General features: G+C 54.2%; 11 protein-coding genes. 2 read left to right on the top strand and 9 right to left on the bottom strand.

Annotation, left to right across the window (positions count from 1 at the left end):
• Positions 1-35 precede the first annotated feature (35 nt).
• The 9 genes from JIN87_RS13770 to nusG all read right to left on the bottom strand — a co-directional run bounded on the left by JIN87_RS13770 (position 36) and on the right by nusG (position 11,731).
• Positions 36-1,109, bottom strand: a complete 1,074-nt coding sequence (locus JIN87_RS13770; RefSeq protein ID WP_200356154.1) for a sulfotransferase — start codon at positions 1,107-1,109, stop codon at positions 36-38.
• A gap of 104 nt (positions 1,110-1,213) precedes the next feature.
• The gene (locus JIN87_RS13765) at positions 1,214-2,401 is read right to left on the bottom strand and encodes a glycosyltransferase family protein (RefSeq protein ID WP_200356153.1); all 1,188 of its coding nucleotides are present in this window, start codon (positions 2,399-2,401) and stop codon (positions 1,214-1,216) included.
• 53 nt (positions 2,402-2,454) lie between these two features.
• Positions 2,455-3,804 carry an O-antigen ligase family protein gene (locus JIN87_RS13760; RefSeq protein WP_200356152.1) on the bottom strand — a complete coding sequence of 450 codons (1,350 nt, stop codon included), beginning with the start codon at positions 3,802-3,804 and terminating at the stop codon, positions 2,455-2,457.
• Positions 3,805-5,064: a glycosyltransferase family 4 protein gene (locus JIN87_RS13755; protein ID WP_200356151.1), complete on the bottom strand. Its 1,260-nt coding sequence runs from the start codon at positions 5,062-5,064 to the stop codon at positions 3,805-3,807.
• Between the two features lie 49 nt (positions 5,065-5,113).
• Positions 5,114-7,462, bottom strand: coding sequence for a GumC family protein (locus JIN87_RS13750; RefSeq protein WP_200356150.1), 2,349 nt, complete (start codon positions 7,460-7,462; stop codon positions 5,114-5,116).
• Between the two features lie 342 nt (positions 7,463-7,804).
• Complete coding sequence (locus tag JIN87_RS13745; RefSeq protein ID WP_200356149.1) at positions 7,805-9,244, bottom strand: exopolysaccharide biosynthesis polyprenyl glycosylphosphotransferase; 1,440 nt, start codon at positions 9,242-9,244, stop codon at positions 7,805-7,807.
• Positions 9,245-9,338: 94 nt separating this feature from the next.
• Entirely contained in the window at positions 9,339-9,995 is a 657-nt protein-coding gene (locus JIN87_RS13740) for a polysaccharide biosynthesis/export family protein (RefSeq protein ID WP_200356148.1), read from the bottom strand.
• A 25-nt stretch (positions 9,996-10,020) separates the two neighbouring features.
• Positions 10,021-11,175, bottom strand: coding sequence for an outer membrane beta-barrel protein (locus JIN87_RS13735; protein WP_200356147.1), 1,155 nt, complete (start codon positions 11,173-11,175; stop codon positions 10,021-10,023).
• A 46-nt stretch (positions 11,176-11,221) separates the two neighbouring features.
• Positions 11,222-11,731: a transcription termination/antitermination protein NusG gene (gene nusG / locus JIN87_RS13730; RefSeq protein ID WP_200356146.1), complete on the bottom strand. Its 510-nt coding sequence runs from the start codon at positions 11,729-11,731 to the stop codon at positions 11,222-11,224.
• Positions 11,732-12,879: 1,148 nt separating this feature from the next.
• Between nusG and JIN87_RS13725 the strand changes: the two genes are divergently transcribed.
• A complete protein-coding gene (locus tag JIN87_RS13725) occupies positions 12,880-13,497 on the top strand; it encodes a response regulator transcription factor (protein ID WP_200356145.1) in 618 nt (205 codons plus the stop codon).
• 52 nt (positions 13,498-13,549) lie between these two features.
• The gene (locus JIN87_RS13720) at positions 13,550-15,511 is read left to right on the top strand and encodes a PAS domain S-box protein (protein WP_200356144.1); all 1,962 of its coding nucleotides are present in this window, start codon (positions 13,550-13,552) and stop codon (positions 15,509-15,511) included.
• Positions 15,512-16,035: the final 524 nt, after the last annotated feature.

The following is a 16,035-nucleotide window of genomic DNA, read 5'->3' as shown; positions in this document are numbered from 1 at the left end:
TTTCAATTGGGTCTATTGTTTCGAAATCCCTACTCCTACTTCCTCGGACGCTCGTATCCAAAAAGATGAGCCAACTCGCCACAGCTTCGCTCAACAGCATCCAACTGAGCCTCGGTTTGAGCGTCGTAGTACACCTGGTTCACCTCTGGTCTCAACGGGTACCAACGCTGATTAAACTTCGTCGCGAAGGGCACTTTTTGATGGGCCGCAGGTATCATCTCCTCTTCGTAATCAAGTCCTAGAAACTCGCACATCTCTCGCGTCTTTGACTCTGGCTCCAGCAGGAAGTCCTCGTACTGGAACACCTTAAAACGACGGAGACTCTTCGAGTCTTCCAACACCGTTGACATGCAGTTTTTCCAATGTTGCTGGCAAAGCTCAAAGCGCTCGTCGAAAGAGAGAAACTTCGAATACCACCGCATATCGCGCGCTTTGCCTTTAGCGGCCCGGTAGCACGCAGCATAAGGATCACGCGTGATCAAGGCAAAGTGCGGATCAACATCGCTCAACAAAGCTTGGATGTAGCGCGTCTTCAAGGTGTAGACCTGGCTCTTGTCCAAGAACCGCGCCGTCTCACTCGACGAAAACCGAACGATACACTCCCGAATTGTCTTCTTCAGATCGCTACTATCCTCCAGCGAAGCTTCCCGCTCGATATCGTGATACCGCTCATACAGCTCGTCGCACCCGTAAGACCAACTCCGTGGCTGATAGTACTTTTCGTGCGGGGGATCCGTCCGAGTCAACTTACCTGCCAGCCGCAGCTTCCTCGGCAGCCGATACTCCATGACTCTCTGCATCTCGTCGGCTCCCGACCAATACTTCCAGTTTCCCGTCACCGAAACAACGTCAGTGTGACGACGCAAAAAGCGAGAAATGAGCGTCACTCCATCGCCTTGATTTCCAAGCAGAAAAATCGGCCGATCAATCTTCACGTCTTCGTAGTCGCTCCACAATGACGGCAGATAAAACATCCAATTGTTTCGCTTCCAGTAATAGGCTAGCCGACGGAGATTCCTCCACTGAGGGGCGAACTGCTTTGGCATAGAAACATGACGATCAGTAGATGCGCCTCCCTGTTTCTCCGAAAGGGTAGTGCTATTTTTCATGATTCAAATCCAATCTCCAAACCAAGTTCGTATCGACAAATTGGACACTCTTAAGTGTGCCCGATCGGCAACGCCACGGCGATATCCCGCCGCATTCCAGCAGGTTAATCTTCGGCCGAATTCGCAGCTTGGGAGATCAACTCCACAAGATCTTCGTATTCGTGTTCGTAGAAAATGAGGCTACGTGGCAGATTGTCGAAATTGTTAAACCACCTACGCAGGCAGCTGTCGTCGATTGACAGCACATCTTGCACGCACTTTTCCGGATCTTCGAAGGACATAGACAACCCCAGCCCAAATCGCTCGGCTATTTTCCCATCAGATGTCTCCGACTCGAAAATCACCGGGCGCCGGAAAAAACAGGATTCGCTAAACCGAGTCGTTCTCTGCCACTGAGCATTGTCTCCTTCGCAGTAAGCGTCCCAAACAACATCCACTCCCCGGTAGACAGTCTCGAGGTCTTGAGGAGAGCGGTAAGGGCCGCAATATTCTGCGTTGGGCAATTCGGAGATTCGCCGGATGCACTCTTCCACATCCAACGGCCGCACAAACAATCCGTGGAACTGAATCTCGACGCGTCCCTGCCCCGCCTCTGCGATCTTCATGAGAAGCTCGAAAGACTCCACGGACTTCATAAAACCAAAGTATCCAAGGACCAGTACGTCGCCCCGCACCCGCTCGAAGAGAATTTGCTCTCTCTTTTCAGCAGCGAGCTCGACCTTGTGCTCGATCACCACCGAAGGAAAGTCGACGAACTTCTGCACCTTCTGAAAATACCCCGACTTGAATTCGGGAGAAGTCAACACCACCGCGCAAGAGCGCTTGATTAGGTTCCTCTCGACAAACCGAAGCAGACGCCCCCTTAGCGAATAGGAGCTCAACTTGGGGTGAACATCAGCCACTTCATAGACAAGCTGCGTCGTCGATCCAGTGATACGCTTCAGCACGTAAAGCATAATGAGCGTGTCCAAACTGAAAGCATAGCATACATCCGACGTCCCCACGTTCTTCATACACCTGCGAGCGGACTTGAACATAACGGGCAACCGTCCCCAGAACTTTCGATGGGCAAATTTACCAAGGCACTCGTAGGTGTGCTTGTGCAGAACAGGAACGCCTACACGCTCAAATCCAGCAACGTGCGCCGATTCGAAAAACGCGCGCAAACGCAAGACTCTCCTCCACATGCGAGCATGTTCAGCGCGAGAGAGCACAAAAAAGATCTTCCCCAAATGCAGCCCCGTATCCGCACCACCGTCACGAACTCTCAAATCTTCTGCTACAACACTCATTGCGACCGATATTTACCGTTGAAACCACTGAATACCAAATCCGACCGATTCCCTCAAACTTCGTATTCTACACTTTCCTTTTCCTCGGCGGATTTCTTTCGCAGCCAAGCGTCACACGAGAGTGTCGCAGCCAATGCCAACCACAACTCAACGTTCGAATAGATAGCGCCCGAAAACATCGATCCAGTCAGGAAATGAACATACAAAAGCGGGATCCATGACATCTCAGGGTCCCGGGTCAGGATTCGCCAAGAAGCGGCAAAACCCATGAAGATTAGAATCATCAGCGGAACGGTCCCGAGCAAGCCAGTCGCCATAAGGGACTCCAGTATCAGATTGTGTGGATACATATCCGTTCCTTCAACCGAACGAAGCGTGAAGCCCGACCCGATCACCGGAGATTCAACGAAACGGTCCAGAGCTTGCTGGAAAAGATTGAGTCGCGTTGCTCCACCCGACCCAGGCGAGAGCAAATGCCCCGTGTAAAGAAGTCGATCGAGCACCGTACTACCGGTAAACCTCACAAGCATGACAACGCCTACCGCCAATACCACAAAGAGCATTCCCAGAAAAAACACGCGGCCGAAATCAAGCCGACGCGTCTTACTGATCAGCAACACGAAATAGACGACGGCCAACGCCACGACCGGTCCGCGGGAGGCACTACCGACCAACAAGAAAACACCCACCGCAGCCAGCGCCACTCCAATGCACGAACGTAGAAGCAAGGAAGCGTTCCGACACGCGAAGGTGTACAGAGCGAAAAGACATAGCACCGAGCCGAGATACCCAAGAGCCAAAGGATGGATCGTAGTGACTTCGCCCACCACTTGCCCTGAGGACATACGGTTTTGGAAGTTCAGCAAATGCCCTCCATAGAAATAGATCATCGCCGCTCCCGTGCCCCCCGTGAGCAAAATAGCAAGGTTTCGGGTCAATCCTCTCAGCCTCCACGAACCATTAACCAGAATGGCCAGCCCCGGAAGGAAGCAGGCTCCAAACGCCATCGTCGCGATGTATCCACCGGTAAACCGGCCCGCCTCCTGCACCACATCGACACGCGAGCTCAATTCCAATGCGACTCGAAGTCCGTAAGCGCCCCAAAAAAGAGTAAACGACAGAAAAGACAGATTAAGTACCGATCGCTTCGACTTCAGTATTAAATAGACCAATACAGTCAACGCGACGACCGAAAGAAGCCCACGAGCAGGCACTGTAAACACTCTTGTATCAATCCCCAGTCCAGTAGCGGCAATCACCATAGCCTGCTGCCCAAAAAGACCGAAGCAGATGAGATAACACTGCAGAATGTCCGAAAACTCGAACCTCCCCTTTGCGAGACTCTCGCCCTCACGAGGCTGGACATGTCCCACCCCTTGAATGCCTGTCAATTCTACCGCCATCTACGCTCCTAAAGTCGAGGGCACCTTAGCGCCCACAATATCGAGATAACTCTCCGTTGTCGCCTGCAGAGAGAATCGTTGGCTTGCGACTCGCCGCGCAGCCTTACCCATCGAATTCCAAGATTCGCGATCTTCAAGAACACGAATAAGCCCTTTGCGATACCCTTCCACCGACGGCGTATCAATTAGCCAACCCGTCTCGCCGTCCAACACCGTTTCCGAAGGACCTCCCAATTCGAAGGCCAGCACCGGCCTCTCCATCAGCATCGCCTCAACCACCGACAAGCCAAACGGCTCCGCATCGACCCGGCTATTGATGACCACATCGGCGAACTCGATGTACGGACGGGTGTCCTTCACAGAGCCCAACACCTTGATTAGGTGATCGACTTTAGCGTTGAGGACACGAGCCTGCACTCGCTTTGCATAACGGGAATCCAAAGGACCTCCCACCAGAATGAGCGAAAATTTCTTGCCCGCTTCATACAGCTCGATCGCCGCTTCCACCAATCGGTCCTGGGCCTTCTCGGGAACCATGCGAGCCGCGATCAGAAAACTCGGCAAAGTCGGGTTCACGTCCAAATCGATATACGAAACCTTCTTAAACTCAGCCTCCAAGGAATACACATCCTCATCCGACCCCGGATAACAAACGCCAGCAGGACACAGGGAGCCGCCCAGAGAATCAGCCGTATGGCGGCTGTTTGCGATCGGATTGACACGCAACATGCGGCACAAGGCCTGATACCCCAAGGCCTGCATTTCAAACGGAAGCTTGGAGCTGATCGTATTGTGGATATGCCAATAGCCTGGCACCTTCCACCACCGAGCGCCAAGCCCGCACATAACAAGTAACCCGTTTATGGATACATGAAGCCAATCTGGCTGAAATGAGCGGATGGCCTCACGAAGCGCGTGTCGATTCACGAAAGCGGAGGAGAACAAACGCAAGCTGCCCAATAAAAACCGCCAGCCTCGCTTAGTAATTTCCTTGTCGCCCTCAAAACGCTCGAGATACCAAAGCGGGTACCCCGCAGCCGCCACTTCCTCAGCAAAAACACCAGGCCTAATGGCCACAAAACCGATATCGACGGATCTCTCACGCAGCTGCTGGATGAGCCCGAGATTCGCCTTGCGAAACCCATACCCTTCATCCCCGCGAATCAGCCACAAGAAGCGGGGCGAGCGTTGAGGTTCTGCAACGTCCTCCGCCAAGCCGGCCTTATCGGAGGATTCCTTTAGCTGAACATCTGACTTCATGCTAAACTTCGTATCCAAATTTCAAAACAGAAAACAAAGGGCGAGCAATTCACCCCTTGTCTTCCTCCATGAGTTTTCCAACCAGCGATTTGCTGGCAGGAGCCGGTTTCGCATCCTTCTTCCGCTTCACCACTCTTTGTCCGTAGTTCTGGACCATGTCGCAGTACACCAAGCGCGGATTGACGCTGCTGCGAGAGTAGTCGTTGAGGACCACGCCAAGAACAGGAGCCGGCGTATTGTCGACGTCCGCAATCACTCGACGAATCTGATCGATGGGAGCCCTCGACTCGCGAGCGATCAGTATCGTTTCACCCAAACACTGGGCCAGAGCCAAAGCATCGGAGAAGAGCCCAACCGGCGGCGAGTCCACCAAGATCACATCAAAGCGTTGCTGCAACGCTTCGAACAGCTTCTTGATGTTGGGAGAGGTGAGGAACTGAGTCGGCTGGCGATGCACGCCGCTCGCCGGCAAGAGATAGACCCCCGAATCATGCCGCTCGATTCCCAAAGGCGAATCCTCGGCGAGGATGTCATCCATATTGCAACCGGCTTCTGCCCAGCTCAGAATCCCGCTGTTGCTCTTAACCTTGTTCCACTGGTGCTGCGAAGGCCTTCTCATGTCCGCGTCCACCAGCAAGGTCTTACGGCCAATCTGTGCGTATCCAGCGGCTAGATTCGAAATGATGGTCGACTTGCCCTCCCTCGGAGCCGTACTGGTCACCAAAAACGACTGAGGCCCGACCTGGCTCGTGAGCAACTCGATCTGGGCAATGATCGACATAAACGGTTCCACCTTCTCGGGAGCCGAATTCTGCCCGACCACATGCGGACGATCCGCCGCGCGGACACGACCCATACGAGGCACCCCGCCGATCAGTCCCTTGCCCAGCTCCCTCTCGACATCCGTCTCACCCTTCAAGCGTTGGTCAAAGAGATGGCGAACCACCGGCACTCCGAAGAACGCCGTTCCGATCAACATACTGCCGAGCAGGAACGACAACTTGCGTCGAGACAATCGCGGACGGGCGATATAGGCCGGGTCCACCAGCCTCATCACATCCGTCGGAAGCTTGCTTATCATGGCGGCTCCGCTCACCCGACGCAGCAGGCCGTTCAACGCCTCTCTTTTCGCATCAACTTCGCTTTCGACAACTAGGAACTGGTTCGCGGAACGCCCGAACTCGATTCCCTGGGCAAAAGTCTCCTCGTACTCCTCGTCCAACTCCTGCTCCATCGTCAGGGAGCTCTGGTACTGATTCTCGAGATCTCGGTACGCGAGCTCGAAGTTGCGTTTAAGAAGCTCATCCGTGCTGGCGATCTGTCCCTCCAAGTTCCTCATTTTGGGATGGTTGCGGCCATAGCGCAAAGAGAAGACCCGCTTCTGCGCCTCGAGGCGCCCCGCCTCTTCCCTCAACTCCGGCGTATTCGCGAAACTTGCCAGCAAGGGATTCTGGAAAGGCATTTCGTCCTTCTCCAAATCCTCTTTCGCCTCCCGCACCTCTGCCTCCAAGCGCATTCGCGTGATCTTGAGCTCGGAACGCGTCTGGTCGATGCGACGCAAACGATTCCCAAAAAGACTGTTTCCTTCCTCCAACGAAATGATCCCATGCTCCAAGCGAAAGGCGCGCTGCTTCTCCTCGAGCTCGCTGATCTCCGACTGCAATTGCTCGGCCTGCACGCGCAACATCTCGGCAGCCCGCTCGTTCGCTTCCTTCACCTCCTCCTGCACAAGCTTGAGGTAAGTGGCAGACATCCGATTCGCCACCATCACAGCGATGTCAGGTTTCGGATGGCGAAAGCTCAGCGTGAAAAACTCGCGATTCTTTTGCCGAGTCGCGTCCGTACGCTTGGCCAACATCCCTTCGAAAGACGCCATCGAAGGCTGCTGCCCGGGAAGCATGAAATGCGCGGTTATGGCAGCCCGCTCCTCCCTGGTAAACTCCTTAGCCAAGGCCACGCTGAACCGTCGACTCTTCATCACCGACAAGTGGTTCTGCAAGAAATTCTCCTGCGAGTCCTTCTTCTTCCCCGGCACAAGGCTCGAAAGCAAAAGCTCGTCCATTGTGCTCTGCGCCAGCATCGTTGTCACCGCAGTCTGATCCGGAGTGTAACGAGATTCGAAATACACGAAGGCGACTCCTACCAGCACCGCGACAACAGCTCCCGAAATCCAGCGACTCCGGATTATCGAGAGAAACGCGCGCACACGGGATACCAATTCGCTCGCAGGCCTTTCCTCCGTCTGCGAACCACTCTTCGAAGACGAGCCAGGCTTTGCCGGCGCCCCTCCCCTGGAGGTCCGCCATTCGGGCTGAAGAGAAGAAGAGCCCTCACCGTTCCGTTCGTGCTTACCATTGTTCGATGAACGCGGATTTTCTGGAGTTTCGGATTCTGACATGTTCGTTCGTGAGTTTCAAGAAGTTGGCCCTAGCGCGAAAGCACGATCCGACTAGAGCTCCGGGTCTTAAACAGAGGATCCACCCTCTACCCCGAGCTCCGCGATCAACTTCGCGGCGTTTAGTATTCAATATATTATTACAAACCCCAAGCCGATGCGTTTGAGGTAATTACCGCTGCAATGACAGCGATAGCGATAGTGAAGAGAATGATTATCCTTAGCTTCATTGGATGTAACAGGATTCCTAGCGTTAACGTAACTTCCCGAGCCCCCTCGCGAGACTCCGGAAAACTCTAATCAAATGAAAACGGAACGGCTCGCCCTCCGAGCGCCTTGGTTAGTTCAGTACGCGTTCTTGTACTGAAACAAAGTGCGTACCTGGATCGTGATATCCAGACTGAGAGACCAATTCTCGATGTACTGAAGATCATGCTGTATCCGATCTTCCAGACTCGTGTCTCCCCTCAAGCCATTCACTTGAGCCCAGCCTGTCATCCCAGGCCTTACAGAGTGGCGACTTTGGTAGTGAGGGATCTTATCGAGAAAATCCACAATTAGCTCCGGACGTTCCGGACGGGGTCCGACCAAGCTCATATCCCCCTTCAAAACATTCCAAAACTGCGGAAGCTCGTCGATGTTCCACTTCCTCAGAAATGCCCCGCACTTCAGGCGCCTCGGGTCGTCGCGCTTACACCAGCGTGCCTTGCCGTCCGATTCCGACGCGAGCTTCATCGATCGGAACTTATAAATCGTAAACAGCTTCCCGCCCTTCCCCATGCGAGTCTGGCGATAAATGATAGGCCCCGGACTTTCCTTCCAAATGAAGAAAGCCACGATCGGTGTAATCGGGGCCGTAATCAGCAGACCAACCATAGAACCCACCAGATCCACCACGCGCTTCACGATGCGGCTGAAGATTCGGTTCTGCGGCAACTCCGCAATCCCCAACACCGGCTGACTTCCAATCATCCGAAGCCCCAAACACTGCGAAAAGACCTCGAACTCGCCCGGCACCAAAGTGAACTCCACAAACCGGCGTTCACACACCTTCGCAATTCCAAGAATCGCATCATAAGAAAGCTCCAAATCGGCGACCGTTATCGCGTCGACTTCCAACTCCGCCAGCGTCTCGTCAAGACGATCAAGGCTTCCCACGATCGGCAAGTCCCGGCACGACGCCTCCGCACATTCCGTGGTAGTGACAACGCCAACCACTTCATAAGTCCCGCTCGCGTTCGAAGTGAGGCGTTCAACCAGCTCCGTATGCTCTGGCGAGCACCCGACCAGCAGGACTCGCTTCACCAAGTTCTTATCGAAGCCAACTCGCTTCGCCGCCCTCAAGTAAGCGATACGCCAAGCTGGCAGAAGTCCACACATCAACGCGCACGAATAGCCAACGAACAAACGTGAAATCGGCGGACTCAACTTAAGGATCAACGACGAACCGAGAAACATGATCGCCCAAAACAACGACACATTTACCAGCCGCATCGTCGAACGCTCCACTGAAGCCGTCACATTCGAATCATAGAGCTTCAGGTTCATCGCCAGCAGGAAGAACAACACGAACCCAGCTGAGTAGTGTATAAAATATTCAATTACACCCGGACGAGGCGGCACATCGTTCACCACTCCGATGTTCAGCACGTAGCGAAGCACGTACGCGATCACCATACACAAAGCGACCACCAGACAATCACCCACTAAGACAAGCGGGGACGAGGTGGACCGATGTTGAGCCGAAGAGGCTGGAACTTGCGACAAAGTAGTGGCCGAGTTCATACAATAATGTCAGAGCTGATACTCCCTCAACGCGAGGGGGCAGCAAATACAAGTTGGCAAGAGGCAGTGAAAAAGAAGGCTTCTGAAAGCCGCGTCAGAACGTACGTTCCGGAATGAAAACGATGTCGCCCGGCAGCAATTCGAACTGTTCTTCAGGTTCGGCCTTGCGACGCTTATCCGCGAGATAGGCCTCGACATTCACGATCGTGCGTTTCTCCAAGCCGTTAACCCCAATTCGCGTCACCTGCACCGAATCCGCGCGAGCGAGCCGAGTCAAACCGCCCGCGATCGTGATCGCTTGCACGATGTTCAGCCGACTCGCCTCCACAGGAAACACGATACGCATCGGCTTATTGACCTGACCCAACACCGAGACCGTCTGTTCCGAATATTGCTCGAGCACCAGGATCACTTGAGGATCCACAAAGAATTCACCTTCGATGTACAGATCTCTCAGCTTCGCCTCGGCCTCTCGCAAACTCAATCCAGACACGCTCACCACCCCAATCATCGGAAGCGGCAACTCGCCCTTGGCCGAAACCCTCTGCACCATCAACGTATCCGGCTCCTCGTAAATCTGAAACTGTATCAAGTCCCGAGGATTGATCCGATAATCATCCGTATCCACTACCTCCGCGCTGCACACGCTACTCAAAGCCAGCCACAGAGAAACGCACAGAAGCGCCGGGATAGATCCTAGAAAGCCCCGCATGCCGGCTTCCGTTCTTCGAGAAACAAGAGTTGTTTGCATAGTTATTGTCGTTCTGGATTCCTACCTAGTATCTCCAACCGCTGCGTAGACTCACCACAGTTCGCCCTACATCCAAAGCAGGCTCGCTTGATTCGCTATCGACCCAGTCAGCCGCCAGACGCAGAAAGTAGCGTTGCGTAAAGGAATACTCGACCTGCCCGCCAATATCCCAGTAATCATCCGTCCGCTCGATCTCATCCAACTGGCTCTCGAAGGACGAACGCCCTCCACCAATCCTTAGCTCTACCTTGAGCCCGCGGCCTAAGTCCCTCCTCAGACGCAGCCTAGCTGAAGTTCGCAATGTGACGTCCCCATTAGCCGAAAAGTCGTAGTCGTTGAGCAAGCCCAAGGTCGCGTTGAATTGAGGCGAAGCCACCCAGGTCAGATCTGCCGTCACAATTGGGCCCGTATCCGAAAAGTCATACAATCCATCGAAAGAAGAATTCCGGACACCCACCAGGGCGTCCCCCGTTATCTTCGAGGACAGCCTCCCGTGAGAACGCAAACCAAAGATGTGATGCACCGCATCCGTTCCACTTCCGCCATCCGACTCGGAAAGCTTGAGGGCATACTCCCCGCTCCAACGCCCCTCAGGACGCCACGCGTGACTGAACCCAGTCCTCATCGTCAACGACCTTGTAGTGCTAAAGCCATCGCGCGACCGGTCCGCCACCCTGCCATGAATGGATCCCCTGAACCCCGCCTTAGGCGAATGAAACCATTCTCCTCCCACACGAGCTCCGTAGCTTTCGACTCCGATTCGCAAGCCTTCATCCAAATCGACATCCGAATCATCCTTCCAATAAGTCTTCGCATCCCAATGAATCACGTCCCCTCCCTCTCTAGGATAGCTCGCGCTCAACTCCACCCCACCATCAAGGAAGTCCGCATCGCTCTCGGAAAAGAAAAGCGTCTGCTCGATGTCTCCCACCAACTCCACCGAGGTCAGGGTGTTCACGCGGGACACAGTCACCGATTGATAAAGCGACCCATACCCGTCAGAGATCTCACCAACCCGCACCCCATTCACATTCGAGTCATAGCCACCGCTAACGATCGTCTCATACTGCGTAGCCCAGTTTCTCCCTAAAACACCCGCCCAAGAGCTCGCTCCGGCTAACGCCACGAGGATCAAAGACATCCTCCACAAACGCGTTTCGAAAAGTGATGATCTTCTCATACAAACCCCTTCTTTAAAGATAGCAGAAGCTAGCGCAGCCCCTCCGCTAAAACTCAGCCAAATCCACTCTGGACGTCGCTATATTTACCCGCGTGTCGCAGTTCAAGAAATCGAGCAATACCTCCACGCGCTCACCCGCGCCCAAGTTCTTCAGCACCGTTCCGGTCACGCCCTGCATCGGCCCATCCAAAATTCGGATACAGTCTCCGCTGCAAAATCCAGTGTCCGTCGGGGATTCCGACAACACCTCGCCAAACTCCTCCTTCATCCGCTCGATCGTCGCCGAGCAAACAGCGACCGGCGAATTACCGCAATGAACCGGACCAAGAGAGTTTCGAGCGAACTGCACAGAGCGAAAATGCTCCGCCAAATTGAAACGACAAAAGAGATACCTCGGAAACAGCGGCTGGACGACCATGCGCTTCACCCGACGCGTCACCTTCTTGGTCCTAAAACGCGGATAATAGACTTCCAAGCCGAGCACGTCACCAAGATAGGAAGCCAACGAAAGCTCCTTCTGCGGCTTAGTGTGAATACAGTACCATTCCATATTCATATTGGGTTTAGTTGGTTAACTTAGGCTACAAAACGCACAGACGAGAAATGTGCGACCGCTGGAACGGAGGGCAGTGCTCCCACAAGTTGGATCAAGAGAAAGTCCAGCGGATTTAGAAGTGAAGAAAAGAGCGGACAGTTCGCCAATCGCCAGGAACGACTCGCTATCTACCCCGAGGAAAATCAAACGCTATAATAAAGCGTTATGTAAGTATCACGTAATTCGATACATCGTGAAAGAGCCGATCGAGTGACTCAAAGCTACCGCCATATCGGGGACTTTCATGGGGTGAAATTCGCCGACAAACGCCAAGCGTCCAAAGCTCAAGAGGAGTCTAAAGCGGGTAACAGGACACTATCCGATTGATGTTCCGATTACCTCTTTTTTCAACCCGATTTTACAATTTTTTCTCAAGTAAGAGAAAGCCTGAGGCAACGATCCGACTAAAACTGAAGATTATATACGGATCGCTTAACACCCCTATTTCCCCGCATTGTCAACGGGCACAAACAGGTTTTTCACAGTTTTACACAAACACCTAAAACAGGTAATACAATGTAATAAAACCGAATATATTTACATTTTATACAACAAACTACATTCCGCGTTAAAACACTATTTTCAACCCAAAACTCCACATATATACAATTTTATACAATCTAATGGTTTTCAACCAATCCGCACCCTAACAGCCCCCAAAATCGCCCTCCCTCTCAGGGCCGCCCCTAGCCAGCGAGCCGCAGCTCCCTGAACCCCTGGAACCCGCCCCCCCGAACAACCTCCCCCTGCACATTGGCGTCAACTTATCTGAAGAACCGCCTTCGATATCATCTTCTTCTGCTTCTCCTTCTTCATCTTCTCCTAAAAACACAGACTCCAAGCCTGGAACATCGCTCTCCCAGCGAGAAGTAGAAGCGGATGAAGAAGAAGATGAAGAGCCCTTGAGCGCTTAAGTTGACGCCGACGCCCCCTGCAGGATCCCTTCGTGCCCTTCGTGGTCAAAAACACATCAACCCAATCAGTCCCTCAACACAAAGCCCCCCTCCCCCTCCTCCCTCCACAAAATCATGCAAAAACTTGCCTAAGCCAGAAGCGGGTATTTACTGAGTTTTTAAAGATCTGAACCATCCATCACCCTTGCCCGCCCTATGAAATCCCTGATCGCCGTCGTCGATGATGACCCGACCGTAAGCCGCAGCCTGCAACGCCTGCTGAGAGCTCACGGCTTCGAAGTCGAATGCTTCGAATCCGCCCACCATTTCCTGAAGTGCGAACGCAAGCCCGACTGCATTCTCCTCGATATAAACATGCCAGAGATGTCCGGCCTCGAGCTGCAAAACGAGCTCAACATCGGCAAGATCAACACCCCCATCATTTTCCTCACCGGTAGCGGCCAGATTCCCGAAAGCGTGCAAGCCATCAAGGCAGGCGCCATCGACTTCCTCCCCAAACCCTTCGAAGAAGCGGCCCTGCTCGACGCGATCGGGCGCGCCCTCGAAGCCGGCCGCAAACTCACCGAGTCCGAAGAGCAAACCTCCCGCACCCGACGCAAGCTCCACGAACTCACCGAAAAAGAGTACGAAGTGTTCACCTACGTCATCACCGGCATCCCAAACAAAGCCATCGCCGAAGCCCTCGGCTCCTCCGAAAAGACCATCAAAGTCCACCGCGGACGCATCATGGCCAAGCTCGGAGCCAGCTCCATCGTCGAGCTCGTCCGCTTCGCCGACAACGCCGGCGTTCGCCCCGCCGAAGTGACCGCATAACCCCACGGGGCAAACCCGCCCCGCCCCCGAAACCACCTACCGCGACGAGCCCATGCCCACCAATCAATCCGAAACGGCGGATACAAACTCACTGCAAGGGCAGCCAGACCACACCGAGGTCGCCAAAGCGATCCTCGCCGTGCTCGAAAACTCAAACGACCTCGTCTACCAACTCTCCTTCGATCCCCCCATTTCGCTCGACGACCCCATCGACGACCAAGTCGCCGCCATCGCCGAGCGAGCCCGCTTCACCTACGCAAACGAAGCGATCGCCAAAGCCTACGGATTCGAGAGCCCCGAAGAACTCCTCGGACGCAAGCAGATCGAGCTCATGCCGCTCGAGAACCCCAGCACCCTGCCGACCTTCCGCAAAGCAGTCGAAGCCAAGTTCAAGCTCCCCAACCTCGAGTCCATCGAGCAAGGCCCCAACGGCAAGCTCGTCGTATTCGACAACTGCTTCGTCGGCATCATCCAGTCCCGTCTCGTCTACTCCATGGTAGGCATCGCCCACGACGTCACAAGCTACCACCACAACCAGTCCAAGGAAAAGCTCCGCCTCGCCGCCCTCGACGCCACTAGCGAGGCCTGCATCATCGTCGACGCCCAGCAACCAGACCTCCCCGTCATCTACGTAAACGACAGCTACCTGAAAATGACAGGCTACAGCTCGGAAGAAGTGATCGGGAAAAACCCACGCATCATGCAAGGCTCCGGAACAGATCCCGACACCGTCGCTCAAATACGCGACGCCATAAAAAGCCACCGGAAGCTAAAAACCGAAATTCTCAACTACCGCAAAGACGGCACTCCCTTCTGGAACGCCCTCTCCATCTCCCCTGTACAAGACGACAACGGCACAACCAGCCACTACGTCGGCATCATGACAGACGCCACGGCGCAAAAGTCCGTGCAACGCGCCCTCCAGCAAAAAGCGAAAATCCTCGAAGCCTCGCACGACTGTATCATATCCACCGATACACACTGGAGAATCAACAGCTGGAACGCCCAAGCCGAAGAAGTCTACGGCTTCAAAGAAGAGGAAGCCACCGGAGCCAACATCGAAATCATCTTCCCACGCGAAGAGCTCCAGATGATCAAAGTCTCCCTCGCCAGAAAGGCTGCTCCCCAAGACTCCTTCCACTGCTCCATCCCCAACCGCAGAAAATCCGGCGAAGACCTCTACGTCGACGCCCGCATCAACCGCGAAACCGACCCCCACGGCAAACCGCTCGGCTACATCATCTGCACTCGCGATATCACCGAAAGAATCAAATCGGAATCCAGCATCAACACCCTCAAGTCCGAGCTCGCCCACATCGCCCGCATCTCCATCTTCAACGAACTCTCCAGCTCCCTCGCCCACGAGCTCAACCAACCCCTCGCCGCAAACATGGGCAACGCCCAAGCCGCCCTGCGCATGCTCGAGTTCGACAATCCCGACCTCGACGAGATCAAAGAGATCCTCACCGATATCGTGAGCGACAACCGACGAGCCGGCGCCATTGTCAGCCGCCTGCGCTCCATGATGAAAAAGAACGTCTCCGAACAAGAAAACTTCTCCCTCAACGACCTCATCCACGATACCCTCACCCTCCTCCGTAGCGACCTCATCATCAAACAGACCCACCTACAGCTAGACCTCCAAAACGAAATCCCAAACGTATTCGGCGACAGGATACAAATCCAACAAACCATAATCAACCTCGTCAAAAACGCCACCGAAGCCATCTTACAGGCGAGCGAAGCCGACGCCCTGATCCGCATCTCCACCCGCGTCCAAGACGACAATATCGTTTGCGAAGTCGCCGATTCCGGACCTGGCATCCCCGAAGAAAAGCTCGAGCAAATATTCGCCCCCTTCTTCACCACCAAAGAAGACGGCATGGGCATGGGGCTACGCATCTGCCGATCCATCATCGAAGACCACGGAGGCACCATCACCGCCACCAGCAACCCCAGAAGCGGCAGCACCTTCACCTTCACCCTCCCCATCGACCGAACCACCAAATCCTAGCCCCCTCCCCTTTGTAGGGCCGCCGCTCGCGGCGAGCCGCAAAGCCCAAAGGGGAAAGGCGAACTAAGATATAGGTATTCAACCACCGATGACACCGATATTCACCGATAACACTCCCAAAACGAGCCAATCCCCTCCACAAACATCGGTGCAAATCGGTGCTATCGGTGGTCCCCAACAACGCTGCAGAATCCCTTCGCGTCCTTCGTGCACTTCGTGGTTAAAAAAACACACCCCAATCACACAATATCCCCCCAATAACCCGGCACCCTTTCCGTAAGCCCAAAGTCCTATATCCAGATCCTCCACCTCATGATACAGTGTATCCAGATTCAGAAACGCACCGGCGAACAACGCCACGATCCGAATCGCACAATTTCAAGTTTGATAGTTTAGGGTAATATATAGGGGTAGTAAAAACGGCGGTCTCACAGAGACCGCCGTTTGTTTTTGGTTCATCGCCCTTTTACGGGGAGGGTTTCCTCCTTACGAAACCTCCAGTGGGAGCGGCCTTGTGCCGCGAT

Origin of the sequence: Pelagicoccus mobilis (genome assembly GCF_016595505.1) — a bacterium.
GTDB classification, from domain to species: Bacteria; Verrucomicrobiota; Verrucomicrobiia; order Opitutales; family Opitutaceae; genus Pelagicoccus; species Pelagicoccus mobilis.
Note: the sequence above shows the minus strand (reverse complement) of the source record. Positions and strands in the feature narration are given on the sequence as shown.

Coding starts and splice junctions, on each gene's coding strand:
- JIN87_RS13765 (WP_200356153.1), bottom strand. CDS start 2,401: ATGAGTGTTGTAGCAGAAGATTTGAGAGTTCGTGACGGTGGTGCGGAT.
- JIN87_RS13740 (WP_200356148.1), bottom strand. CDS start 9,995: ATGCAAACAACTCTTGTTTCTCGAAGAACGGAAGCCGGCATGCGGGGC.
- JIN87_RS13745 (WP_200356149.1), bottom strand. CDS start 9,244: ATGAACTCGGCCACTACTTTGTCGCAAGTTCCAGCCTCTTCGGCTCAA.
- JIN87_RS13755 (WP_200356151.1), bottom strand. CDS start 5,064: ATGAAGTCAGATGTTCAGCTAAAGGAATCCTCCGATAAGGCCGGCTTG.
- JIN87_RS13725 (WP_200356145.1), top strand. CDS start 12,880: ATGAAATCCCTGATCGCCGTCGTCGATGATGACCCGACCGTAAGCCGC.
- JIN87_RS13760 (WP_200356152.1), bottom strand. CDS start 3,804: ATGGCGGTAGAATTGACAGGCATTCAAGGGGTGGGACATGTCCAGCCT.
- JIN87_RS13770 (WP_200356154.1), bottom strand. CDS start 1,109: ATGAAAAATAGCACTACCCTTTCGGAGAAACAGGGAGGCGCATCTACT.
- JIN87_RS13720 (WP_200356144.1), top strand. CDS start 13,550: ATGCCCACCAATCAATCCGAAACGGCGGATACAAACTCACTGCAAGGG.
- nusG (WP_200356146.1), bottom strand. CDS start 11,731: ATGAATATGGAATGGTACTGTATTCACACTAAGCCGCAGAAGGAGCTT.
- JIN87_RS13735 (WP_200356147.1), bottom strand. CDS start 11,175: ATGAGAAGATCATCACTTTTCGAAACGCGTTTGTGGAGGATGTCTTTG.
- JIN87_RS13750 (WP_200356150.1), bottom strand. CDS start 7,462: ATGTCAGAATCCGAAACTCCAGAAAATCCGCGTTCATCGAACAATGGT.